This is a genomic window from uncultured Sphingomonas sp. (assembly GCF_913777625.1).
In the GTDB taxonomy this organism is placed as follows: Bacteria; Pseudomonadota; Alphaproteobacteria; order Sphingomonadales; family Sphingomonadaceae; genus Sphingomonas.
The window spans coordinates 36,809-59,512 of the sequence record NZ_CAJYTI010000016.1 but is presented as its reverse complement, the minus strand read 5'-3'; the positions used below and the strand labels follow the sequence as shown (position 1 = coordinate 59,512).

Sequence of the window (22,704 nt, the reverse complement as noted above, 5' to 3'; positions counted from 1 at the left end):
CGGTCAACGTCCCGCCGCCCTCACTGCTACCGGGCCTGTGGGCGCCGGTGGGCCTGCGCTATCATGCGCTCCACCATCTGCTGCCGTCGCTGCCCTATCATGCGCTCGGCGAGGCGCACCGCCGGATCAGCGCGGCGGTGACGCCGGAATCGCCCTATCACAAGGCGAGCTACAAGGGCCTGCCGGGGCTGGTCGCCAAGATCGGTCTGAGCACGATCCGTCGGGGGAAGTGAGCCACCTTCGTTCAGCCTGAGCGCAGTCGAAGGCCACGGGTCTCGGTCCGCCAAGAGGCGATGTCCGGGGCGTGCACTTCGACTTCGCTCAGTGCGAACGGAGGGTGGTGTTCGGGGCGGGCGTCAAAGCGCCAGCCCATATCCCATACCTTCCATGCCCGTTCTGTCTGACCAGGTCGCCGAAGCCAGTCGTCTAAGAATGTGAAGGCGAGGCAGGGCTCGAGGCGTCGGCCAAGCACCCCAAGCCCGGCCAAGCACCCAAAGCCCCGTTCACACTGAGCGAAGTCGAAGTGCACGGGCGAACCCAGCGGCTAGGCCGGCCTTCGACGACGCTCAGGCTGAACGCGAGCGGGGCTTACCCCCTCACTCCTCCGTCCGGAACAGCACCGCTTCACCGATCAGCAGGAACAGCAAAATCGGCGCCCAGGCGGCGAGGAAGGGCGGGTAGGCACCCAGATTGCCCATCGCGAGCGCGAAATTGTCGGCGACGAAATAGAGGAAGCCGAGCGCCATGCCGATCACCACGCGGACGAACAGCTTGCCCGACCGCGCGAGGCCGAAGGCGGAGACGCCGCCGAGCAGCGGCATCAGGAACGCGGACAGCGGCCCCGAAAGCTTGTGCCACAGCGAGCCTTCCAGCGCCTTGGTCGGGCGGCCGGCGGCCTTGAGCTCGCCGATCGCCATGCGAAGCTCCGAGAAGGAGCTCGAATCCGGATCGACATGGGCCAGCGTGAACTGGTCCGGCCGCACGCCCTGGCCGATCAGCGTGTCGCCCACCGGCGCGAGCGTCGCGCTGGCGACATCGAAGCGCTTGGCGCCGTCGACCTTCCAGGCATTGCCCGCCCGGGCGCCGTGCTTGGCGGTGAGGATCGAGGTGAGCGAACCCTTGTTCCGCTCGTAGACGGTGATGTTGTAGAGCTGCGCTGCCTCGCCCTTGCCCTTGATCTGCTGGACGTTGATCAGGTTGCCGCTCGCCTGCACCCACACATTGGCGCGGTCGCCATGGTCGATCGGCAGGGGGGCGAACTCCACCTTCTTCCATTGCTCCAGCGTCGAGGTGGCGCGCGTGACGATGCGATCGTTGAACACGAAGGACAGGCCGGCGACGACCAGACCGGAAAGCATCAGCGGCGCGAGCACCTGGTGGGCCGAAAGCCCGCCGGACTTGAGCGCGATGATCTCGCTGTTCTGGTTGAGCTGGGCGAGCGTGAAGATCGCCCCGCCGAGCACCGAATAGGGCAGGAAGGTGGAGATGATCTGCGGCACCCGCAGCGTCACGTAGCGCAGGATCTCGGCATCGCCATTGCCGGGATGGGCGAGGATCGCCGCGCTTTCCGTCAGCAGGTCGAGCGAGGTCAGCACCAGCACCAGTGCGCCGAGCAGCGCGAAGGTGCGGAACACGAACAGCCGCGCCATGTAGAGCGACATGGTGGGCGAGGGGAACAGCGCGGTGAGGTTCATCGCGCCGCCTCCGCCTTGCGGCGCCGTCGCTTGGCGCCGGGCAGCAGCCGCCCGATCAGCTTGCCGGTCTTGGCGAAGACGCGTTCCAGCGCGCCGATCGGCTGGCCGCCGGGCACATAGGCAACCGTATAGTACATCCAGATCGTCAGCCCCGCGAAGATCGAGAAAGGTATCCACAGCGCGAGGATCGGATCGATCAGCCCCAGGCTGCCCACGCCCTGCGCATATTCGTTCACCTTGTGATAGGTGACGATCATGAAGATCGACAGGAACACGCCGAGCATTGAGGTGGAGCGCTTGGGCGGGATCGCCAGCGCCACCGCCAGCATCGGCAGCAGGAACATCGTCGTCACTTCCGCCATCCGGTAGTGGAAGGCCGAGCGGCTGGTCTCGCGATCGATCTCGTTCGCCGAGCGGTTGCGGCCGATCACCGCCAGTTCGGGCAGGGTGCGCTCGATATTGCTGTCGCCGCGCTTGCGGAACTGCTCGTACTTGGGGAGCGGGATCGGCAGGTTGTGGCTCGTGAAGGTCAGCACCCGCGGCACCGGCGAGTTCTTGTCGTAATGGACGAGCGTGCCGTTGGTCAGTCGGAAGATGATCGTGTCGGGATCGTCGGCGCGAAGGAACTGGCCCTTCTGCGCGGTCACTGCCAGCGGCGTGCCGTCCTTGTTGGTCATCTCGACGAAGATGCCGCGCAGGTCGCGGCCCTCGTCCTGGCTCGATTCGATCCGGAGCGTCATCTTCGAGCCGAAGTTGGTGAACTCGCCCACCTTGATCGAGGCGCCCAGCGCACCCGAGCGCAGCTCGAAGCGGAGCTGCTCGTAATTGTAGCGCGAGGTCGGCTGGATGAAGCCGACGATCGCGAAGTTCGCAGCGGCCAGCACGATCGCGTACATATAGGGCACGCGCAGCAGCCGCGTGTAGCTGATACCGACGGCGCGCAGCACGTCCAGCTCGGACGTCGTGGCGAGTCGGCGGAAGGCGAGCAGCACGCCCAGCATCAGGCCGATCGGGATGCCGAGGCCGAGATATTCGGGCAGCAGGTTGGCGAGCATGCGCCACACCACGCTCACCGGACCGCCCTCGGTCGCGACGAACTCGAACAATCGCAGCATGCGATCGAGCACGAGCAGCATCGCGGAGATGATCAGGGTGGAGATCAGCGGCACCGCGATCAGCCGCGCCATGTAGCGATCGATCGAATTCATGCTGTCCGCTGAACGTCCTTCGAGAGTGATCCTTCCGCTCATGGAACGGAAAACGAACCGAAACGATCCGGTCGCGTATAGCGGTGCTGAACGCCGATGCCACCCGGAAAGTGGCATGCGCGCAACGGCTTTTCGGCCAAACACACCGCCGGGGGTGACGGAATCGCGCCGAACGTATATGGGCCCGCGATGCATTTCCTCGATCAAGCCAAGATTTTCGTGCGCTCCGGCGCGGGCGGACCCGGCGCCGTGAGCTTCCGGCGTGAAAAGTTCATCGAATATGGCGGGCCCGACGGCGGCAATGGCGGCAAGGGCGGCGACATCATCTTCGAAGCCGTCGCCGGCCTCAATACGCTGATCGACTTCCGCTATACCCAGCATTTCCGGGCGCCCCGCGGCGGCGGCGGATCGGGTTCGAACCGTACCGGTCCGGGCGGCGACGATCTGGTGATCAAGGTGCCGATCGGCACCCAGATCCTCGCCGACGACGACGAGCGCACGCTGCTGGCCGACCTCACCAAGGAAGGCCAGCGCATCGTCTTCCTGCGTGGCGGCGACGGCGGCCGTGGTAACGCGACCTACAAGACCTCGACCAATCGCGCCCCGCGCCAGCACGGCACCGGCTGGCCGAGCGAAGAGGCCTGGGTCTGGCTGCGCCTCAAGCTGCTCGCCGATGCCGGGCTGGTAGGCCTGCCGAACGCGGGCAAGTCGACCTTCATCAATGCGGTGACCAACGCCCAGGCCAAGGTCGGCGCCTATGCCTTCACCACGACGCGCCCGCAACTGGGCGTGGTGCGGCACAAGCAGCGCGAATTCGTCGTTGCCGACATTCCCGGCCTGATCGAAGGCGCGGCGGACGGCGCGGGAATCGGCGATCGCTTCCTCGGCCATATCGAGCGCTGCCGGGTGCTGCTCCACCTGATCGACGCGAACGACGAGGACGTCGCGACCAGCTACCGCATCGTGCGCGACGAGCTGGAAGCGTACGGCGCCGGTCTCGCCGAGAAGCCGGTGGTCATCGCGCTCAACAAGATCGACACGCTCGACGACGAACTGATCGCAGCACTGTCGGCGGAGCTGGAAGAGGCCAGCGGCGCGCAAGTCATTCCGCTGTCCGGCGCCGCCGGGACCGGAGTCGACTGGGTGCTCGATCAGTTGCTCGAAGTGATCGGCCCCAACGAGAACCGCGCATCCGACGAAGATTTCGGCGAAAGCGAAGATCCTGTCGAATGGTCGCCGGTCTGACGCATTTCTAGGGCATCGCTGCGCGCCTTGATCCTTATTGGGAGAGGCGCGGATGGGTGCGTTCGGCTGGTTGCGTGGGCTTTTTGGTACGAAGGCGCAGGCAGTTGGCGCGCCCGAGCCGTACCGAATCGCGACCATCGCCGAACGCTCGGCCGAAGCCCGCGGCCGCTTCTGGGCGGCGCTGGGCCCGGCCAGCGACCGGATCCTTTCCTCCGCGCCGGCCGGCTCGCTCTGGCCGGGCGGGCACGAGGCATACCGGCTGATCCACCGCGGCAACGCGATCCTGCTGGCGACCGACGGCCTCTCCGATCCGTTCGACGAGGGCGCCAGCACCAACGGCTTCGAGATCGAACTCTTCGTGGAGGGCCCCGGCGAAGGCGCGCCGACGCAGGTGGCCGGCGACGGCTGGATGCTGGAGGTACTGCGGCGGGTGGCCGCGATCGTCGCGGAGGAGCGGGGCATCCTTCGCCCGCTCGAGCGCCATGGGCCGATCCCGCTGGAACTGACCAACGTCTCCACCTCTGCCGCCATCGCCGCGCGGTTGCCGGCGCATTTCCTTACCTCGGACGACGTGCTGGGGGTGATGATCGGTGGCCCCGATCCCGATTTCGGTACCCGGATCGAGGATATGCCGCTCTCGCCCGTGCGCGTCGTGCCGGTGGTGTTGTTGACCGCTGCCGAACTGGGCGAGATTCGCGCCGGCGACAGCGATACGCGCGACGGCGTGTTGGCACGGCTCCAGGCCATGGGCGTGGGCCATTGCAGCGACCTGCAGCGCGAGTCGATCGTCTGATCGGCTTGGCAGATGGGGAACAGCATCGCTAAGAGCGCCGCCATGTCCGTGCCCGCACGCCCCGCCGACGCCATTCGCTTCGCACCCTCGACCTGCAGCCGGCTGGTCGTAAAGGTCGGCTCGTCGCTGCTCGTCGACCCCGAGGGGCAGATCCGCCGCGACTGGCTGGCGGCGCTCGCCAGCGATCTCGGCACGCGCGCCCGGGAAGGGCAGCAGCTCGTCATCGTTTCCTCGGGCGCGATTGCCCTCGGCGCACGGCGGCTGAAGCTGCCCAAGGGCGGCCGGGCCAGCCTGGAAGATGCGCAGGCGGCCGCCGCGACCGGCCAGATCGCGCTGTCCAGCATCTGGGCGGAGCTGCTCCACGACCAGGGCATGACCGCTGCGCAGATTCTGGTGACGCTCGACGATCTCGAGGATCGCCGCCGCTATCTCAACGTCTCGGCGACGCTCGACCGGCTGCTGCGGCTGGGCGTGGTGCCGGTGATCAACGAGAATGATTCGGTCGCGACCGAGGAAATCCGCTTCGGCGACAATGACCGGCTCGCCGCGCGGGTGGCGAGCGCCGCCAGTGCGGACGGCGTCGTGCTGCTCTCGGACGTCGACGGGCTCTACACCGCCAACCCGAACACCAACCCCGATGCGCAGTTGATCGAGACCGTCGACATCATCGACGAGCGGATCGAGGCGATGGCCGATCGCGGCTCGGCCTCGGGCATGGGATCGGGCGGCATGGTCTCGAAGATCGAGGCGGCGCGGATCGCGACCAGCGCCGGCGCGCATCTCGCCATCGCCGATGGGCGGGTCCAGCATCCGCTGGCGCGGCTGGCTGCGACCAAGCGCGGCACGCTGTTCCTCGGCCAGAAGGGCGCGGCGGCGCGCAAGGCGTGGCTGCGCGGCGGGCTTACCGCCAAGGGCGCGATCCATATCGACGAAGGTGCCGCGCAGGCGCTCAAGGAAGGCCGCAGCCTGCTCTCGGCCGGGGCGACCCGGGTGGAGGGGCGGTTCGCGCGCGGCGATCTGGTGGTCGTAGTAGGACCCGACGGCAAGCATCTTGCCCGGGGCCTCGCCGAATATGGCCATGTCGATGCCTCGCGCATCGTCGGGCGCAGGAGCGAGGATCTGATCGAGATCCTCGGCTATGCGCCCCGCGCCGCACTGGTCCACCGCAGCCACATGGCGCTGCTGTGAGCGTGTTCGCCGTCACCGGCGGCACCGGCTTTGTCGGTTCGCGGCTGATCGACCTGGCGCTGGCGGCAGGGCACAAGGTCCGTGCACTTACCCGTCGCGATCAGCCGGCGCGCGACGGCGTGACCTGGATACGCGGCGACCTCGACGCGACGGACGCGCTGGCCGATCTCTGCACAGGGGCCGATGCGGTGATCCATGTCGCCGGGGTCGTGAACGCACCGGATCGCGAAGGCTTCGCGCACGGCAACATCACCGGCACCGCCAACATGCTCGCCGCCGCCACGGGGGCGGGGGTGCGCCGCTTCGTGCATGTCTCGTCGCTCGCCGGGCGCGAGCCGCAGCTTTCGGCCTATGGCTGGTCCAAGCGCGAGGCCGATGCGCTGGTCAAGGCCTCGGGGCTCGACTGGACCATCGTCCGCCCGCCCGCGATCTACGGCCCCGGCGACCTCGAGATGCTCGAGCTGTTCCGCGTCGCGCGGTTCGGGTTGGCGTTGCTGCCGCCGGGCGGTCGCATCTCGGTGATCGAGGTGAGCGACCTCGGCCGCCTGCTGCTGGCGCTCGCCGCCACCGACACCTTCTCCGGCGAGATCGATCCGGATGACGGCCGGGCAGGGGGCTGGACCCATCCCGAATTCGCCCATGCCATCGGCCGCGCCGTGGGGCGCCGCGTGCTCGCGCTGTCGCTGCCCAAGCTGGTGCTGATGCTGGGTGCGCGCGTCGATCGGCTGCTGCGCGGCAAGCGCGCCAAGCTCACCGCGGACCGCGTATCCTATTTCTGCCATCCCGACTGGGTGGCCGACCCCGCCAACCGCGCGCCCAGCAACCTGTGGACGCCGCAGGTGGAGACCGAGGCAGGGCTGGTCGAGACCGCGCGCTGGTACCGCGCCAAGGGGCTGCTCTGAGTCCGGCACCGGCTTAACCATTCTATAATGGGGGCATGTGGACCGCCCCGATCAAGCTCATCCTCTGGGATCTCGACGATACGCTGTGGCGGGGTACCCTCGCCGATGGCGATGCGGTGGCGCTGTTCGAGCGTCGCGCCGAGTTGATCCGAGCGTTCAACGCGCGCGGGGTGGTTTCGTCGATCTGCTCGAAGAATGATTTCGATGCCGCCCGCGCCAAGCTGGATGCGTTCGGGCTGTGGGACGAATTCGTCTTCCCGCACATCGCCTTCACCCCCAAGGCCGAGGCGATCCGGGGCATCATCGCCGACATGCAGCTGCGCGCGCCCAACGTGCTGTTCATCGACGACAATCCCCACAATCTCGCCGAAGTCCGCCACCTGCTCCCCGAGATCCAGACGCTGGACGCCACCGCGCCGGACGCCGACGAGCAGCTCGCCGGGCTGCTCGCGCTCCAGACCGGCACGCGCAGCCGCGTCGCCGAATACCGCATCCTGGAGGCCAAGAAGCGCGACCGTACGGCCGTTGCTGGCCAGTCGAACGAGGACTTCCTCCGCGCCTCCGGCCTGTGCGCCTGCGCGCCGTTCATCATGGACAATCTGGAGTTCGTCCCTCGCATCGCCGAGCTGATCAACCGCGCCAACCAGCTCAACTATACCCAGTCGCGTGTCGATCCCGCCCAGCTGGAACGCGACATCATCGACGTCACCAACCATGATAGCTGGTCGATCTTCGCCTGGGACAAATATGGCCGCTACGGTCTGGTCGGTTTCGTGATGTGGCACCGGATTGAGCAGCGCATGGTGCATTTCACCTTCTCGTGCCGCGCGATGCACATGGGGCTGGAGGAATATGCGCTGGGCAAGATCCGCGCGATCTGGGGCGAGGCCGATTTCAGCGCGTTCGCCGGCCGGTTCAGCCGGGTTCCGCCCGACTGGATCGAGGATCACGGCTTCGACGAGCCCGAGGTCCGCGCCGCGATCCGGGCGGAGCTGCGCGCCGACCCGGTGATGGAGCCGGCGATCCGCATCATGTTCGATTGCCAGTCCGGCGGCATCGCGCATTATAGCCGCTTCCGCCCCGCGATCGACTTCGACAATAATCCGCGCCTGTTCGCGCTCCGCATGATGGACGACGGCAGCTACAAGGAACAGCGCTTCCCGCCGTTCCTCGTCTATGGCGCGACGATCGACTATCTCGACAATCGCTGGCCGAACCAGTGGCATCTGCTCGAAATCGGTCTCTACCAGAAATGCGCGCTGCGGCTGGTCATCCATGTGCTGGAGAACGACCATCGGATGCTCGTCGTCCTGCCGCCCGAGGATGCCCCGATCGAGAAATACCGGCTGGGCCTCAACCACTCGCCCGAGCGCGCGCGGATCTTCAACGCCGTGTGGCGGCAGATGGCGCGCGAGAATCCGGGCCGCATCTTCGTCCTCGAAATCGCGGACCTGCTCGACGGTGATGACGAGATGGCGGACGTGACCCACTTCCACCCCGGCCTGCTCCGCAAGATCGCCGAGCAGACCGATCTGTGGGTGAACCATCTGCTCAGCGGTGCCGCCCAGGACCAGGCCGCCGCCGCCTGACCTTTGGGGCACTGCCCTGCCATGGGCCCGCTTTCGCCGCATTCGCTTGGCACCTGCGACCGATCAATCTAAGGACCGGCCGCATGACTGACCGTGCAGAAATCTTCGACATCGTCGCCGCGCAGATCGAACCCTTCAACAAGAAGGGCGTCGCGCTCACCGAAACCACCACCTTCGCGGGCGATCTCGAATGGGACAGCCTGACGGTGATGGATTTCGTCGCCGCGATCGAGGACGAATTCGACATCGTCATCACCATGAACATGCAGGCCGAGATCGAGAATGTCGGCCAGCTGGTCGACGCCGTGCAGAAGCTCAAGGGCTGAACCCGATGACCGACCTGATGAGCAAGTTCGACGGCCTGATCGCCGAGCGCCAGGCGCTGCTCGACAGCGGCGTGATCGATCCGTTCGCGATCGTGATGGAGCAGGTCAAGTCGCCCACCGAGGCGGTGATCAAGGGCAAGGACACGATCCTGCTCGGCACCTACAATTACATGGGCATGACCTTCGATCCGGACGTCATCCAGGCCGGCAAGGACGCGCTCGACCAGTTCGGTTCGGGCACCAACGGCAGCCGCATGCTCAACGGCACCTTCCGCGACCATATGGAAGTCGAGCAGGCGCTGCGCGACTTCTACGGCGTGTCGGGCGCGATCGTGTTCTCCACCGGCTACATGGCCAATCTGGGCATGATCTCGACGCTCGCCGGCAAGGGCGAGTACATCATCCTCGACGCCGACAGCCACGCCTCGATCTATGACGGCTGCAAGCAGGGCAATGCCGAGATCGTCCGTTTCCGCCACAACGACGTGGCGGACCTCGACAAGCGCCTCGGCCGCCTGCCCGCCGAAGCCGGCAAGCTGGTGGTGCTGGAGGGCGTCTATTCGATGCTCGGCGACATCGCGCCGCTGAAGGAAATGGTCGCCGTCGCCAAGAAGCACGGCGCGATGGTGCTGGTCGACGAAGCGCACTCGATGGGCTTTTTCGGCCCCAATGGCCGCGGTGTATACGAGGACCAGGGGCTCGAAGCGGACGTCGATTTCGTCGTCGGCACCTTCTCCAAGTCGGTCGGCACCGTCGGCGGCTTCTGCATCTCGAACCACCCGAAGTTCGAGGCGATCCGGCTGGCCTGCCGGCCGTATATCTTCACTGCCTCGCTGCCGCCCAGCGTGGTCGCCACGGCGGCGACCTCGATCCGCAAGCTGATGACCGCGCACGAGAAGCGCGCCCGGCTGTGGGAGAATGCCCGCGCGCTGCATGGCGGCCTGACGGCAATGGGCTTCAAGCTCGGCACGTCGACGCCCGAAAGCGCGATCGTCGCAGTGATCCTGGAGGATCAGGAGCAGGCGGTGGTGATGTGGCAGGCGCTGCTGGAGAACGGCCTGTACGTCAACATGGCGCGTCCACCGGCGACCCCGGCCGGCACCTTCCTGCTGCGCTGCTCGCTTTGCGCCGAGCATCGCCCCGAGCAGATCGAGCGGGTGCTCGGCATGTTCCGTGCCGCCGGCCAGGCGGTTGGGGTGATCGCCTAAACGCGGCTTTTCAGCGTGGTTCCAAACGCCTAGAGTCGGGATCGGATGAGCGAAGCGATCCCGTCTCTGGAGCGTTCGGTTCACGCGAAGAACTGGCGCCTGTTGCTGCTCGGCGCACTGGCCGTGGCGGGCGTCGTCGTGCTCGGCGCGCTCATCCTGATCCAGCAGCGCACCGATATCGAGCGCGATCGGGCCATCGCCCTCCAGCAGCACAGCTTCGAGGTGATGCTGCGTGCCAGCCAGCTCTCCGGCGGCATTGCCGCGGCGGAGGCGGCGCTGGGGCGCTATGTGGTCAGCGCCGATCGCAATCTTGGCCAGCAATATGCCGATCAATGGGATCGGGCCGAGGAACAGCTGCAGCGGCTGCGGCAGCTGACCGCCGACAGCGATAGCCAGCGGGTGCAGGTGCAGGCGCTGCAACGGGCATTCCTGCAGCGCGGCAAGGAACTCGACGACACCGCCCTCTACACCACCTACAAGCGCGACCGGGATGCCTGGGGTGCCTATTATCAGGTGCGCGAAAGCGCGGCGCGCAAGCAGGTGGAGAAGACGCTCGACACCATTGTCGAGGAGGAGCGCGGCGTGCTGCGCAACCGCACCCGCGCCGCCGCGCAGCTGATCGACAATAGCAGCTATGCCTCGCGCGTGCTCAGCGGCTTCGGCCTGGTCATCGCGCTGGGGGCGGTGATCTTCGGCTGGCTCGCGATCGAGGCGCAGGGCGACCGCGCGCTGGCCGACGCCGACGCCGCCTGGGAGCGCGAACGCGCCGGCCAGTTGCGCGAGGCGGTCGCCGCGGCCACCGCCCAGCTGCGCCAGGAAGCGCGCGAACGCGAAGACGCCGAAGCCAAGCTCCGTCAGGCGCAGAAGATGGACGCGGTGGGCCAGCTCACCGGCGGTATCGCCCATGATTTCAATAATATGCTGGCGGTTGTTCTGGGGGGTGTCGAACTCGCGCGCCGCCAGATCGAGGGCGATCCGCGGGAAGCCGCTCGCCATCTCGACAATGCCATGGAAGGCGCCCATCGCGCCGCGGCGCTTACCCGGCAGCTGCTCGCTTTCTCGCGTTCCGAATCGCTCGCGCCCGAGGCCGTGGATGCCGGCACGCTGATCCGCGGGATGCGCGACCTGCTCGATCGCACGCTGGGCGACGCGATCCGCGTCGAGGCGCAGGACCACGGGCTCGGCTGGCGGATCTGGGTGGACCGGCACCAGCTCGAAAACGCCGTGCTCAACCTGGCGGTCAACGCCCGCGACGCGATGAACGGGCGCGGCACGCTGACGATCCTCACCGGCGAATCGCGGCTGGCGGCCAACGAGGTGGGGCACTGCGCGGCGGGCGACTATGTTTCGGTTGCGGTGCGCGACACCGGCTGCGGGATGACGCCCGAGGTGCTGGAGCGGGTGTTCGAACCCTTCTTCACCACCAAGCCGGTGGGCAAGGGCACGGGCCTGGGCCTCAGCCAGATCTTCGGCTTTGTCCGCCAGTCCGGCGGCGGCATCGCCATCGAGACGGCGCCGGACGCGGGCACCACGGTCACGCTGTACCTGCCGCGCTACAAGGGTGCGGTGGTGGCGCCCGCGGTGGCACAGCCCGAGGTGACCGAGGAGAAGGCTGGCGGCAGCTACGACATTCTCGTCGTCGAGGACGATCCGCGGGTGCTCGCGGCGACGCTCGCGGCGCTGCACGAGCTTGGCCACCGTGCGGTCGGCTGCGCCGATCCGCTCAAGGCGCCGGCGGCGATCGAATCGATGCCCATGCTCGACCTGGTGATGACCGACGTGCTGATGCCGGGCCAGACCGGTCCGGAGATGATCGCCTGTGTCGAGGGCCAGCTGCGCGGGGCCGCGGTGCTGTTCGTCACCGGCTTTACCGGCGAGGCGAGCGCGGAGCAGCTCCGCGACCGCCCGGTGCTGCGCAAGCCGTTCACCGTGGCGGCGCTGTCCCGCGCGGTGCGCGAGGCGGTCGAGGCCGAAGCGCGACGGGTGGCCCAGGCCGCGGAATAGGCGGCGCTACCCATTTGCCTTGGCATTGCCCGCCGAATTCGGCGAGGTTCGGGTCAGCCATTTGGGGGAGATGGGACATGCGATCTGCCGGATTCTGGATGCTGCCGGGCCTGTTGGCGGGGCTGTTCGCGCCGCTCGCCGCGCAGGCGAAGGCTGCGGGGCATGTCAGCGGCGTCGGCGGGGTGTTCGTCACCAGCAAGGATCCCAAGGCGCTGGTGGCCTGGTATCGCGACGTGCTGGGCATCGCGGTCGAGCCCTGGGGCGGCGCGATGCTCCGCTACGATGCGCCGGGGCATCCGCCCGTGCTGGTGTGGACCGCAATGCGCCCGGGCAGCGACCAGATCGCGCCGTCGCCGCGCGCGTTCATGCTCAACTTCGCCGTCGACGATCTCGACGCGATGCTCACCCGGCTGGAGGCGAAGGGCGTGAAGATCCTCAAGCGGACCAGCGATGCCACGGGCAAGTTCGCCTGGATCCTCGATCCGGACGGCACCAAGATCGAACTGTGGCAGCCGCCGGTGAAGTGAGGCGGGGGCGGGGCAAGCGCTGTGATGCCGTGGGAGGCAAACGGTGGCGCCGGTGGCAGACGGGGCTATGCATCTGCTCAAGTGGGGAGGGGGCGGAATGCGGAGATGGTCGGCACTATGGTTGGCGCTGCTGGTAGCGGCGTTCGCGCCGCCGGACAGCCGCAATATGGACCTCGCCGGCGTTGCCACCTCGGGCGCGTTGGTTCGGTATCTCGGGCGCGGGGTCTATGAAAGTCTCGCCGCACACCCTTGCCGCGCGAGCCCTTCGGCCCAGCTGCGAGCGGTCAAGCGGGAGGAGGCAGCATTTGTCGCTGCATTGGAAAGCACCCTTGTGGGTCCCGTTGCCGACAATGTCGCGCTCGCGAAGGAGGATGTCGCATTTGAGGGCGAATCGAGCGATCGGTTTTGCTGGGGTGACGAAATGGACCAGTACCTGGACCGCCGGGATCAGGAGTGGTTCTTTAGCCATGTGGAGACGTTCCGCGAAGAATTGCGTCGCCCCAATTTTCGATCGCAAGCCCTTAAAGGCCTGGATCGGCACAGCATGCCGAAAGGTCCTGAGTTCCGCTGGCTCGTTCGAGAGGTCTTGAAGTCCCTCCGCTGGGAATGCACGGAAATCGACAGGCGGCCGTTCCTCGCAGCCGCCAGGCCGATGGTGGACCGATTCACCCACAATATGCGGCGAACAAAATTCGCCGCGCAGTTCGAGGTCGCCCGGGCAGACGTGGCTATCCTGGATCTCGTGATAGTTTCAAACTGCTCGTTCGTGCCGACCCGAGGCATGACGGCGTTGGATATGAACGAGAGGCTTTCGACGTTGTCGAAGCGCATCGCCGCCGCCGAGCGGATCGCCGGGAGCTGATTTAGACCCCCGCTTCAATCCGGTCCCGCAGCATCGCCGCCCCCAGTTCGCGCGCCTTGTCGCGCGGCAGGCCCAGCGCGCGGGCCATGGGGGCGCCGAGCAGCGCGTCGCCCAGCGCCATCAGGGTCAGTTGCAGCGTTTCCTCGCGCAGCGGCACACGGGCGTCCTGGCCCTCGCTGATCCGGTCGACCAGCCGGTGGATCGCCTCCAGGATCGGGTCCAGCGCGTCCTGGTTGCCGGTCAGGATCATCCAGCTGGCCAGCGCGCCAGCGCCTTCGCGGTCGAACGCATCGAAGGTCAGGTCCACCACTTCGCGCAGGTCGTGATTGGTGGAGCGGGCGCGGAGCACCGCCTCGCCGATCTTGGCGGTCACCGCCTCGGCGATGCTCGCCGCCAGCGCCTTTTGCAGCCCGGCGGCGGAGCCGAAATGGTGGAGCAGATTGGCATGCGTCCGCCCGATCCGCGCGGCGACAGCCTTCAGCGTCACCGCCTGCGGGCCGTCCTCGATCAGCAGGGTGCGGGCGGCCTCCAGGGCGGCGTCGCGGGATTCTTCGGGGGAGAGGCGCTTGCGCACCGGCTTGCTCGTCAACATTGCGGCAATGCGAGAATAGTTTGCAAGGTCGAAGGAAGTCGGTACGTCGACCGGACGCGAGCGGCGGGGAGGTTCTGCATTACGACAGCCGCTTACCGTGTGGGGGGAAAGTGTCGATACGTAAAAAGGTGGAAGCCCGCATTCTCAAGCGCCTGCTGGCGCTCGTCAACGATCGATCGCAGCCTAATCTGAATGCGTTGAACGACGTTGCCAAAGAGGTGCGTATTCTCCAGCTGAACATGAAGGCGTTCGGCTACGATCTCGCGCGGAAAATGACGGCTGCATTGCCGCCGCCGAGTGACACGGCAGCAGAAGTGGTGGGCCTGGCATCCAAGGGATGCACCCAGCGGGACATCGAGAGCGGATGGCTGGCGCACTGGATGCGCGCGCTTGAGGTGCCGGTTGTCTATCACCGGAAGATATGGGAACTCGCCTATGTGCTGCAGGCGCTTTTCGAAGCCCGGCATCTGGCGCCCGGCCAGCGGGGCCTGGGGTTCGGCTGCGGGGCGGAGCCGATTCCCAGTTATCTTGCGTCACAGGGAGTGTTCGTTACCGCCACTGATTTTTCCGAGGAGCAGGCCGCGGAAAGCGGCTGGATCGAGACCAATCAGCATCTCGGTTCCGCTGCGAAGCCCTTCATGCCCCATCTGGTAAGTCGCGATGTGTTCGAGCAATTCGTAACGATCGACACCGTCGACATGAACGCCATCCCCGACCGGCTGCAGGGCTATGACTTCTGCTGGTCGATCTGCGCGTTGGAGCATCTCGGCAGCATCGAGCACGGGTTGCGGTTCATCGAGCGCTCGCTCGATACGCTTCGTCCCGGTGGCACCGCCGTGCATACGATGGAGTTCAACGTCGAGCCGAACGGCCCCACGGTGGACAATTGGCTAACCGTGCTGTTCCAGCCCAAGCATCTCGAAGCGTTGGCCGAGCGCCTCCGCAGCGCCGGTCACACCGTCCTCCCGTTCGACTTTGATATGGGCGCCGATGTGATGGACAACTTCATAGACCTGCCGCCCTGGGATCACGCCTTGGCACCCAGCGAGCGCAGCTGGTTGGGCGAGCCGCTCCACCTCAAGCTGTCGATCGACGGATTTGTCAGCACGTCGTTCGGGATGATCGTCCGCAAGGCGGCGTAGTGGGGGGGGGGCGCTGCCGGTCAGGCAGCGGCGGCCAGCCGCGGGATCGGTTGCACCCCTTCGGCATGCATCTCCAGCTCGAGCCGCACGCAGGGCACCTCGCAGCCGCGACCCTTCGACCAGATCGGCTCGACCGCCCCGGTGGGACGGAAGCCCAGCTTGCGCAGCACCCGGCCCGAGGCGGGGTTGTCGACATAATGCCCGGCGGTGACCCGGCGGATGCCAGCGGCCTGCGCCGCACCCAACGCGCCCCGCCCCGCTTCGGTGGCATAGCCCTTGCCCCAGGCCGACGGCGTGAACCAATAGCCGAGCTCGTGCGCCTCCCCGCGCACCGAATCGATGCCGATGCAGCCGATCAGCGCCACCGTGCCCCCCTGATGCTCGAACACCAGGAAGCGCGTGTCGGTCCAATGCTGGAGGAAGGTCTCCGCCGCTTCGATCGAATAGGGCCAGGGCGCGCGCGAGAGGTTGCGCACGACCGCCTCATGGTCGATCGCCCGGGCAAGGGCGGGGGCGTCCTCGGGCCAGCCGGGACGTAACGTCAATCTCTGGGTCCGCACGAACATGACCAATACTCCTCGGTCCTGCAGCTCCCCACGCCGTTTCCATTGGCGTGCGGGTGTTGCGCTGCGATTGCAGGGAGCATGAAAAAAGGGAGACCGGGGCGACCCGTCTCCCTTTTTCGGTTGGTTCGTCCGAACCCGGGTCGCCCTGGTGGGCAACCCGTGCGGTCACCCGATGTTATTCGGCTGCCTCGGCAATCATGTCTACGGAGCAGAACTTGCGACCAAGCTTGCCTTCCTTGAACGACACGCGGCCTTCGACGAGCGCGAAAAGGGTATGGTCCTTGCCCATGCCCACGTTCACGCCCGGGTAGAATTTGGTGCCACGCTGGCGCACCAGAATGTTGCCGGCGAGAACCGTCTCGCCGCCGAACTTCTTCACGCCAAGACGACGGCCAGCAGAGTCGCGACCGTTGCGGGACGAGCCGCCTGCCTTCTTATGTGCCATTGTCTATACTCCTCGTGTCTCGTCCGAAGCTCAGTTCGCCGCGCCGATGGCGGTGATCTTGAGGATCGTGTGCTGCTGGCGATGGCCGTTCTTGCGGCGATAGTTGTGCCGGCGGCGCTTCTTGAAAACGATGACCTTCTCGCCCTTCGCCTGCGCGAGGATCTCGGCAGAAACGGTCAGGCCGTCGGTCGGCTTCAGCTCGCCGCCTTCGCCGGCAAGCAGGACGTCGCCCAGCGTCACCGTCGAACCGGCTTCGCCGTCGAGCTTCTCGACGACGATCTTGTCTCCTGCGGCAACGCGATACTGCTTGCCGCCCGTGCGCACGATAGCGAACATCGGTCTCTTCTCTGGTTCAAATGCATGTGCCCGCCAAGGTTGCACCTCGGCAGGAGGAAGGGCGCTGCTATGCGATGGGGGGGGTATTGTCAACCGTTTCGCAAGGCGTGCCTGCGATTTTCCGGCACATTTCCGCCACCCGGCGCCCCTAGTGGCGGTGGGTGCGTTTCAGCAGGTAGCGTCCGGCGTCGAAACGCTCGAACAGTCCGCTGATTCCCGGGTGATCGACCGGCTCGTCGCTTTCATCGGCCACCAGGTTCTGCTGGCTGACATAGGCGATATAGGTCGAGTCGTCGTTCTCGGCGAGCAGGTGGTAGAAGGGCTGGTCCTTCGCCGGCTGCATGTCGACGGGGATCGAGTCGTACCACTCGTCGCTGTTGGCGAAGACGGGATCGACGTCGAAGATCACGCCGCGGAAATCGAGCAGGCGGTGGCGCACGATATCGCCGATCGCGAAGCGCGCGCTGGCGATCGGCGGCATCGGGGTGCCAGAGGCGCGGAGGGTAAGCGAACCATTGGTTTCTGACATGGTCACCAATCTAGGGTTGCAGTGCCGCAACGGCAACGGCCGAGACGGCGTAGGTTCCCGATCCGGGAAAGGGCGGGGCCCGGGAAATTTTCCGACGCAGCGAAAAACCTGAAACTGCCCGCTTGCGGCCCCCAAAACTTTGCGCTAGTGGCCGCGCCTCACAGCGACCGGTACGCAGGTCGGGGCCATCCCCGAGTGCGTATCCTCCCATGCGGAGAGGTGCCGGAGTGGTCGATCGGGGCGGTCTCGAAAACCGTTGTGCGGGTAACCGTACCGAGGGTTCGAATCCCTCCCTCTCCGCCATTGGGGCCTTGCAGCGCCCTGCGGATGCTGTGCCGATCTCCTGAAATCCACTCGCCCGCATGCGCGCCGCTCAGGCCGCGATCGCATATTGGCGGCAATGTTCCAGATAGCCAATCTCGTGCCGCCCGGCGAGCGAGACGACGCTCTCCCATAGCCAGGAGGGGGCGTCGAGGTTGCTGCGCCGGTCGGCTGCGATCGTCTCCAGCCATGCATCGCGCGCTTCGCTGTGCAGCTGGCGGGCGTGCGCCTTGCCGACGACGAAGGCGAGGTAGCGGGCGGACTTCACGGCCTCGGATCGGCTGAACTGGTCCAGCTCGAGCTTCAGATCCTGTGGTGCCAGCTCGCGGACGAACAGCGCATGGCCGAGCATGTGGACGGAGGCCATCCGCCGCCCGAGATGCGGCGAAAGCGCGCGTGCGGCCTCCACGACGCGCTCGGCATGGACCTTGGGCATCCGCGCGTTGCTGGCGGCAGGGGCGATCGAGGCGACCGCTTCCTTGAGGTCGATCAGGGCATAGTCTTCCTCGCCCTTTTCGCCCGCCACCGCGACGATCGCGGCGTAGCGCAGCAGGCCGAGCGAACTGCACCCCTTCATCCAATAGGCTGCGTCGACCAGGCGGACGTCCTGGGCGCCATCCGCTTCGTCGCGGCCCAGCACGGTGGCGAGGACGGCGGGCTTGGCGAGCGCGGCTTCCAGCGCCGCGCGTTCCTTCCCCGCGATCGGCCAGAAGCGCTTGCCGAGCGGGATTCGCGGCTCCACGTCGTCCAGTCGTTCCTTGGCGAGGTGGCGCCAGCGGCGGCCGAGCGCGCGGCGCTTGACGCTCTGCACGACCTCGGGCTCCACGCCGGGATCACCGCTGGTCGGATCGTGGATGGCCGCGACATAGCCTTCCATCATCTCCTCCAGCATCCGGGCAGTCACCACGCCGGGGAGGTCGGCGCCGCGCGCCGCGGTGGCGAGGGAAAGGCCGAGGCGGATGATATCGTGCGCGGGATTGCCGATTACCGCCTGGTCCATGTCGCGGATCTGCACCTCGACCCGGCCGTCGCCGTTGGAGAGCGGGCCGAGATTGCCGACATGGCAGTCGCCGCAGATCCAGATCGACGGGCCCGTCGGGACCCGCGCGGCGGCCGGCGAACCCGCCAGCCAGTCATAGAATTTGGCGGTATTCCCGCGCACATAGGCATGGGCGGAGCGCGCCATCTTCAGGGTGCGGTTGGCGTCGAGGAGCTGGTTGCGTTCGGCAGGGGTGGGAAGGTCGGGTGCGGATTTCTTGGGCATCGCGCCTCAACGCACGAAATCGGCAAACGTAACGAACTGTTGCTGATGTCCTTGCGGGCAGGCGAAGACCGCAGCGCGCGGCCGATCCGGCACTTCAACGAAGGTGGTTAGCCTCGGCAAGCGCACACTGGGCGTCGACCCGACAGACACGTTTGGATGGCAATGCTCTCTCGTTGAACACGAAAGGATGCCGAAGCCGGTACCGAAGGCGGTATAGGGCTGGGACTGACAAACACCGCATGACGGTGGCAGCGAGGCGTATGCGTCCCAGCCAGCGGGTCACCAGCCTCGATGGCGCCGCGAGGCGCCGCGGGAGCGCAAGGCGGTGCAGCATGCACGGGGCCGAGGCGCGGATGTCGAACCCGGCCAATCGTTGTTCGCACGCCGCCGCCATTGCTCGCTTGTCCTGCCCGGCATGCCTTTCCTGCCGCATCGCGGCTTGAGCTTTGAACCAAACGGGAATAGAGATGATACAACATATCATAATTTCAGGGCGTGCTGTGTGATTTCCTCAGGTTACGAAGCTTCCGTGGCTACGAACAAACTTCCGGTAACGGTGCTTTCGGGCTTCCTGGGTGCCGGCAAGACCACCTTGCTCAACCACATCCTCGCCAATCGCGAGGGGCGGCGGGTGGCGGTGATCGTCAATGACATGTCCGAAGTGAACATCGATGCAGATCTGGTGCGCGGCGGCGAAGCGGCGCTGTCGCGCAGCGAGGAAGCCTTGGTGGAGATGACGAATGGCTGCATCTGCTGCACGCTGCGCGACGATCTGCTGCAGGAGGTGCGGGCGCTCGCCGAGGCGGGCAGATTCGATTATCTGGTAATCGAGAGCACCGGCATTTCTGAGCCGCTGCCGGTGGCCAGCACCTTCTCGTTCCGCGACGAGGCGGACCGGTGCCTGGGCGATGTGGCGCGGCTGGACACCATGGTTACCGTGGTCGACGCGCTCAACCTGCTAAAGGATTATTCCAGCCAGGATTTCCTCGCCGATCGCGGGGAATCCCTCGGTGAGGACGATAGGCGCAGCCTGGTGGGCCTGCTGGTCGAGCAGATCGAGTTCGCCGACGTGGTGGTGATCAACAAGGCGAGCGCGGTGGCGCGCCAGCAGCTCGCCCTGGTCAAGAAGCTGGTCGCCAGTCTCAACGCCGATGCCAGGATCGTCACCTGCGATCATGGCCACGTGCCGCTCTACACGATCCTCGACACCGGGCTGTTCGATGCGGACAAGGCGGCGCAGCACCCGCTCTGGGCCAAGGAGCTGTACGGCTATGCCAGCCATACGCCCGAGACCGAGCAATATGGCATCGAGAGCTTCGTCTATCGCGCGCGGGCGCCGTTCGATCCGGTGAAATTCTATGCCTTCCTCACCGAAGGCGGACTGGAAGGCGTGGTGCGCGCCAAGGGCCATTTCTGGCTTGCCACCCGGACCGAATGGGTGGGCGAACTGGCGGTAGCCGGTGCGCAGACCATGACCGCACGGATGGGGCGCTGGTGGGCGGGCGTGCCGAAGCAGGATTGGCCGGACGACGATCGCTTCGAACGCTTCGTCGCCGCGCATTGGGATCCCGTCTGGGGCGATCGTCGGCAGGAGTTGGTGTTCATCGGCATCGACATGAACGAGGATCGACTCCGTCGCGAACTGGATGCGTGCCTGCTGCCGGTGAAGGCGTTCACGCCGGCCTTGTGGATGGGCTTGCGCGATCCCTTCCCGGCATGGGGCGAACCGGTGCCGGAGGCGGCAGCATGATCGCCTGGCCGCGCGCGGAGGGGTCGGTCGTCGGCATGGCCGTGGAGCGCTGCGATCCCGCGGTGCTCGAATCCGTTGCCCGGCCGGAAGTGCATTTGGCGGTGTGGCGCCGCAGCCTGCCTGCAGCGCTCGGCTGGCTTGCCGCGCTGGACTGGGAGGCGATCGACGACCTCGATCTCGTCACGCCGATCGACGCGGTGGATGTCGCGGTGGCCGAGGGGCTTGCCGAGGCCGGCTATCCGGCCGGCCTGCAGGGCGAGGCGCTGACGGATGAAATCGTCGGCCATGCCCGGCGCTTTGCCGCGCTCCAGGGTCTCGCTGCGGTCAGCCTCCGGCTCGAAGTGATCGAGACCGATGCGTGCCGCAAATTCCACGCGGATTATGTCGCCGCGCGCCTGCTTACCACGCTGGTGGGATCGGGTACGCAGTGGATCCATGGCGTCGAGGCCCCCGATACGCCGATACGCTGCCTGCGGACGGGGGATGTCGGCATCTTCAAGGGGCGGCTGGCCGTCGAACAGCCGGTGATCCTGCACCGATCGCCGCCGATCGAGCGCTCTGGCGAAACCAGGCTGCTGCTGGCCATCAATCCAGCGCCGGAGCCTCATGCATGAGCACGCTGTTTTCCGGCGATGAGGCGCGGATCCCGGTGAGCGTGCTCACCGGCTTCCTCGGCAGCGGCAAGACGACGCTGCTCAACCATCTGGTGCGAATGCCGGAGATGCGCCGCGCGCTGGTGATCATCAACGAATTTGGCGCTGTCAGCCTGGACCATGATCTGATCGCCCGATCGAACGAGGACATGGTGGTGGAGATGATGGGCGGCTGCCTGTGCTGCACCATTCGCGGCGATTTGCGGGCTACACTGCGGGATGCGCCCTGGCGTTTCGCGCGCGAGGGGCAATGCTGGTTCGACCGCGTCGTCATCGAAACGACCGGGCTCGCGGATCCAGCGCCGATCCTGCACACGCTGATGACCGATCCCGAGCTTCGTACGCTGTACCGCCTGGACGGCGTGATCACGACGGTCGACGCGGTCAACGGCATGGCGACGCTGGATCGGCAGGACGAAGCGGTGCGCCAGGCAGCGGTGGCCGATCGCCTGGTGCTGACCAAGACCGATCTCCTCTCGATCGACGGACGCCGGACGCTGGAGACCCGCCTGCGATCGATCAACCCTGCGGCGCCGATCGTGCCGGTCGTGCAGGGCGTGGTCGAACCGCACCAGATATTCGATGCCGGCCTGTACGATCCTGAGACGAAGAGCCTCGATGTCCGCAAATGGCTGAACGCCGAGGCTTATGCGGGCGGTCATGGGCATCGCCACGACGGGCACCACGACCATCACCACGACGTCAATCGCCACGACGACCGCATCCGCGCCACCTGCCTCACCTTCGAAGACCCCTTGCGCGCCGAGGCGTTCGAGCGGTGGATCGACATTCTCACGAGTCTGAAGGGGGCGGATATTCTTCGCGTGAAGGGTATCGTCCATCTGCGCGATCATCCCAAACCGATCGTGGTGCATGGCGTGCAGCACCTGTTCCATCCCCCCGTCGAGCTGAGCGACTGGCCTTCGTCGGACCGGCGGACGCGGCTGGTGTTCATCACCCGGGACATCACCGCCGAGCAGCTGCGCGGCACGCTTTCGCTGATGACCGTCGGCATCGAGCATTTCGGCCTGCAGGGGCTGGTGGAAAGCATCCCCGCGCCCGGCGTGCCCGGCGGCATCGTCGCCGCCGCCTGGTCCTGACCGGACCCGGTCCCGAGGCCTGGCCGACGCGGAGCCGTTCCCTGGCACAACCGCGCGCCGTCATCGCGAAGATGCGACCATATGGCATCACAAGCGCAGCGGTTCATGTTGGACGTGGTATATGGGCCGCAAGAGGTGGCTCGATGCTCTAGCGGCGTGCGAGCGGCCTTGTGAGCCTATCGTGCGTCGCGATACCGTTCGCTTGTCTGGGGAGCTGCCTTAGCGTGCGCCGTCAGCGGCAGAGACCTGGGGGAGGGTGGTGGACACACTTGGGCTCGAACCAAGGACCCGCTGATTAAGAGTCAGCTGCTCTACCAACTGAGCTATGTGTCCATACCGGAAGGCGTATGGGGCAGAGGCGGTGGTGGACACACTTGGGCTCGAACCAAGGACCCGCTGATTAAGAGTCAGCTGCTCTACCAACTGAGCTATGTGTCCATTCCGGCTTCTGCAAAGGCAC

Annotated in this window: 23 protein-coding genes and 3 tRNA genes; 16 read left to right on the top strand and 10 right to left on the bottom strand. The window is 66.6% G+C overall.

Annotated elements, in window-relative coordinates; translation table 11 throughout:
* On the top strand, positions 1-233 hold a 233-nt coding region (locus QZ814_RS09270; protein WP_294331208.1), incomplete at its 5' end, for a fatty acid desaturase.
* Between the two features lie 363 nt (positions 234-596).
* Here the strand turns inward: QZ814_RS09270 and lptG are convergent.
* Both lptG and lptF read right to left on the bottom strand, forming a co-directional pair.
* Positions 597-1,694 (bottom strand): LPS export ABC transporter permease LptG, encoded by a 1,098-nt coding sequence (gene lptG / locus QZ814_RS09265; RefSeq protein WP_294331206.1) that lies wholly within the window; start codon positions 1,692-1,694, stop codon positions 597-599.
* Complete coding sequence (gene lptF, locus QZ814_RS09260; protein ID WP_294331204.1) at positions 1,691-2,902, bottom strand: LPS export ABC transporter permease LptF; 1,212 nt, start codon at positions 2,900-2,902, stop codon at positions 1,691-1,693. Before lptF ends, lptG begins: the two co-directional genes overlap by 4 nt.
* Before the next feature lie 189 nt (positions 2,903-3,091).
* Between lptF and obgE the strand changes: the two genes are divergently transcribed.
* The 10 genes from obgE to QZ814_RS09210 all read left to right on the top strand — a co-directional run bounded on the left by obgE (position 3,092) and on the right by QZ814_RS09210 (position 13,546).
* Positions 3,092-4,147 carry a GTPase ObgE gene (obgE, locus tag QZ814_RS09255; RefSeq protein ID WP_294331201.1) on the top strand — a complete coding sequence of 352 codons (1,056 nt, stop codon included), beginning with the start codon at positions 3,092-3,094 and terminating at the stop codon, positions 4,145-4,147.
* A gap of 52 nt (positions 4,148-4,199) precedes the next feature.
* Complete coding sequence (locus tag QZ814_RS09250; RefSeq protein WP_294331199.1) at positions 4,200-4,940, top strand: suppressor of fused domain protein; 741 nt, start codon at positions 4,200-4,202, stop codon at positions 4,938-4,940.
* Between the two features lie 42 nt (positions 4,941-4,982).
* Complete coding sequence (proB, locus tag QZ814_RS09245; RefSeq protein ID WP_294331197.1) at positions 4,983-6,128, top strand: glutamate 5-kinase; 1,146 nt, start codon at positions 4,983-4,985, stop codon at positions 6,126-6,128.
* Positions 6,125-7,030, top strand: coding sequence for an NAD(P)H-binding protein (locus tag QZ814_RS09240; RefSeq protein ID WP_294331196.1), 906 nt, complete (start codon positions 6,125-6,127; stop codon positions 7,028-7,030). The genes proB and QZ814_RS09240 overlap by 4 nt, the downstream gene beginning before the upstream one ends.
* Positions 7,031-7,065: 35 nt before the next feature.
* Positions 7,066-8,619 carry a hypothetical protein gene (locus QZ814_RS09235; protein ID WP_294331195.1) on the top strand — a complete coding sequence of 518 codons (1,554 nt, stop codon included), beginning with the start codon at positions 7,066-7,068 and terminating at the stop codon, positions 8,617-8,619.
* Positions 8,620-8,702: 83 nt separating this feature from the next.
* Positions 8,703-8,945, top strand: coding sequence for an acyl carrier protein (locus QZ814_RS09230; protein ID WP_019368784.1), 243 nt, complete (start codon positions 8,703-8,705; stop codon positions 8,943-8,945).
* Between the two features lie 5 nt (positions 8,946-8,950).
* Positions 8,951-10,153 (top strand): aminotransferase class I/II-fold pyridoxal phosphate-dependent enzyme, encoded by a 1,203-nt coding sequence (locus tag QZ814_RS09225; protein WP_294331193.1) that lies wholly within the window; start codon positions 8,951-8,953, stop codon positions 10,151-10,153.
* Between the two features lie 45 nt (positions 10,154-10,198).
* Positions 10,199-12,157, top strand: a complete 1,959-nt coding sequence (locus tag QZ814_RS09220) for an ATP-binding protein (protein ID WP_294331191.1) — start codon at positions 10,199-10,201, stop codon at positions 12,155-12,157.
* Positions 12,158-12,234: 77 nt separating this feature from the next.
* The gene (locus tag QZ814_RS09215) at positions 12,235-12,684 is read left to right on the top strand and encodes a VOC family protein (RefSeq protein WP_294331189.1); all 450 of its coding nucleotides are present in this window, start codon (positions 12,235-12,237) and stop codon (positions 12,682-12,684) included.
* Positions 12,685-12,805: 121 nt separating this feature from the next.
* Entirely contained in the window at positions 12,806-13,546 is a 741-nt protein-coding gene (locus QZ814_RS09210) for a hypothetical protein (RefSeq protein ID WP_294331188.1), read from the top strand.
* Position 13,547: 1 nt separating this feature from the next.
* Here the strand turns inward: QZ814_RS09210 and QZ814_RS09205 are convergent, their stop codons facing one another.
* Positions 13,548-14,138: a helix-turn-helix domain-containing protein gene (locus tag QZ814_RS09205; protein ID WP_294331186.1), complete on the bottom strand. Its 591-nt coding sequence runs from the start codon at positions 14,136-14,138 to the stop codon at positions 13,548-13,550.
* Positions 14,139-14,266: 128 nt separating this feature from the next.
* Here QZ814_RS09205 and QZ814_RS09200 point away from each other — a divergent pair, with 128 nt between their 5' ends.
* Positions 14,267-15,280, top strand: coding sequence for a methyltransferase domain-containing protein (locus tag QZ814_RS09200; protein ID WP_294331185.1), 1,014 nt, complete (start codon positions 14,267-14,269; stop codon positions 15,278-15,280).
* A 20-nt stretch (positions 15,281-15,300) separates the two neighbouring features.
* On the opposite strand, the gene QZ814_RS09195 is transcribed toward QZ814_RS09200, so the two are convergent.
* From QZ814_RS09195 to hspQ, 4 genes are all read right to left on the bottom strand, one after another.
* A complete protein-coding gene (locus QZ814_RS09195; RefSeq protein ID WP_294331183.1) occupies positions 15,301-15,846 on the bottom strand; it encodes a GNAT family N-acetyltransferase in 546 nt (181 codons plus the stop codon).
* A 175-nt stretch (positions 15,847-16,021) separates the two neighbouring features.
* Complete coding sequence (gene rpmA, locus QZ814_RS09190) at positions 16,022-16,291, bottom strand: 50S ribosomal protein L27 (RefSeq protein WP_064313800.1); 270 nt, start codon at positions 16,289-16,291, stop codon at positions 16,022-16,024.
* Between the two features lie 30 nt (positions 16,292-16,321).
* Positions 16,322-16,627: a 50S ribosomal protein L21 gene (gene rplU, locus QZ814_RS09185; RefSeq protein ID WP_294331182.1), complete on the bottom strand. Its 306-nt coding sequence runs from the start codon at positions 16,625-16,627 to the stop codon at positions 16,322-16,324.
* Positions 16,628-16,775: 148 nt separating this feature from the next.
* A complete protein-coding gene (gene hspQ, locus QZ814_RS09180; protein WP_294331180.1) occupies positions 16,776-17,156 on the bottom strand; it encodes a heat shock protein HspQ in 381 nt (126 codons plus the stop codon).
* 213 nt (positions 17,157-17,369) lie between these two features.
* Between hspQ and QZ814_RS09175 the strand changes: the two genes are divergently transcribed.
* Positions 17,370-17,459, top strand: a tRNA-Ser gene (locus QZ814_RS09175).
* Positions 17,460-17,529: 70 nt separating this feature from the next.
* Here the strand turns inward: QZ814_RS09175 and QZ814_RS09170 are convergent.
* Positions 17,530-18,741, bottom strand: a complete 1,212-nt coding sequence (locus tag QZ814_RS09170; protein WP_294331179.1) for a DUF2252 family protein — start codon at positions 18,739-18,741, stop codon at positions 17,530-17,532.
* Between the two features lie 529 nt (positions 18,742-19,270).
* Here QZ814_RS09170 and QZ814_RS09165 point away from each other — a divergent pair.
* From QZ814_RS09165 to QZ814_RS09155, 3 genes are read left to right on the top strand one after another with little or no spacing between them, the layout of a single operon-like run.
* Positions 19,271-20,491, top strand: coding sequence for a GTP-binding protein (locus QZ814_RS09165; protein WP_294331176.1), 1,221 nt, complete (start codon positions 19,271-19,273; stop codon positions 20,489-20,491).
* On the top strand, positions 20,488-21,105 hold the full coding sequence (locus QZ814_RS09160) for a DUF1826 domain-containing protein (RefSeq protein WP_294331173.1): 618 nt from the start codon (positions 20,488-20,490) through the stop codon (positions 21,103-21,105). The genes QZ814_RS09165 and QZ814_RS09160 overlap by 4 nt, the downstream gene beginning before the upstream one ends.
* Entirely contained in the window at positions 21,102-22,244 is a 1,143-nt protein-coding gene (locus QZ814_RS09155) for a GTP-binding protein (protein ID WP_294331172.1), read from the top strand. Before QZ814_RS09160 ends, QZ814_RS09155 begins: the two co-directional genes overlap by 4 nt.
* A gap of 257 nt (positions 22,245-22,501) precedes the next feature.
* Here QZ814_RS09155 and QZ814_RS09150 read toward each other — a convergent pair.
* Together QZ814_RS09150 and QZ814_RS09145 are read right to left on the bottom strand one after the other, a co-directional pair.
* A tRNA-Lys gene (locus QZ814_RS09150) sits at positions 22,502-22,577 on the bottom strand.
* A gap of 29 nt (positions 22,578-22,606) precedes the next feature.
* Positions 22,607-22,682 (bottom strand) — tRNA-Lys (locus tag QZ814_RS09145).
* Positions 22,683-22,704 lie beyond the last annotated feature (22 nt).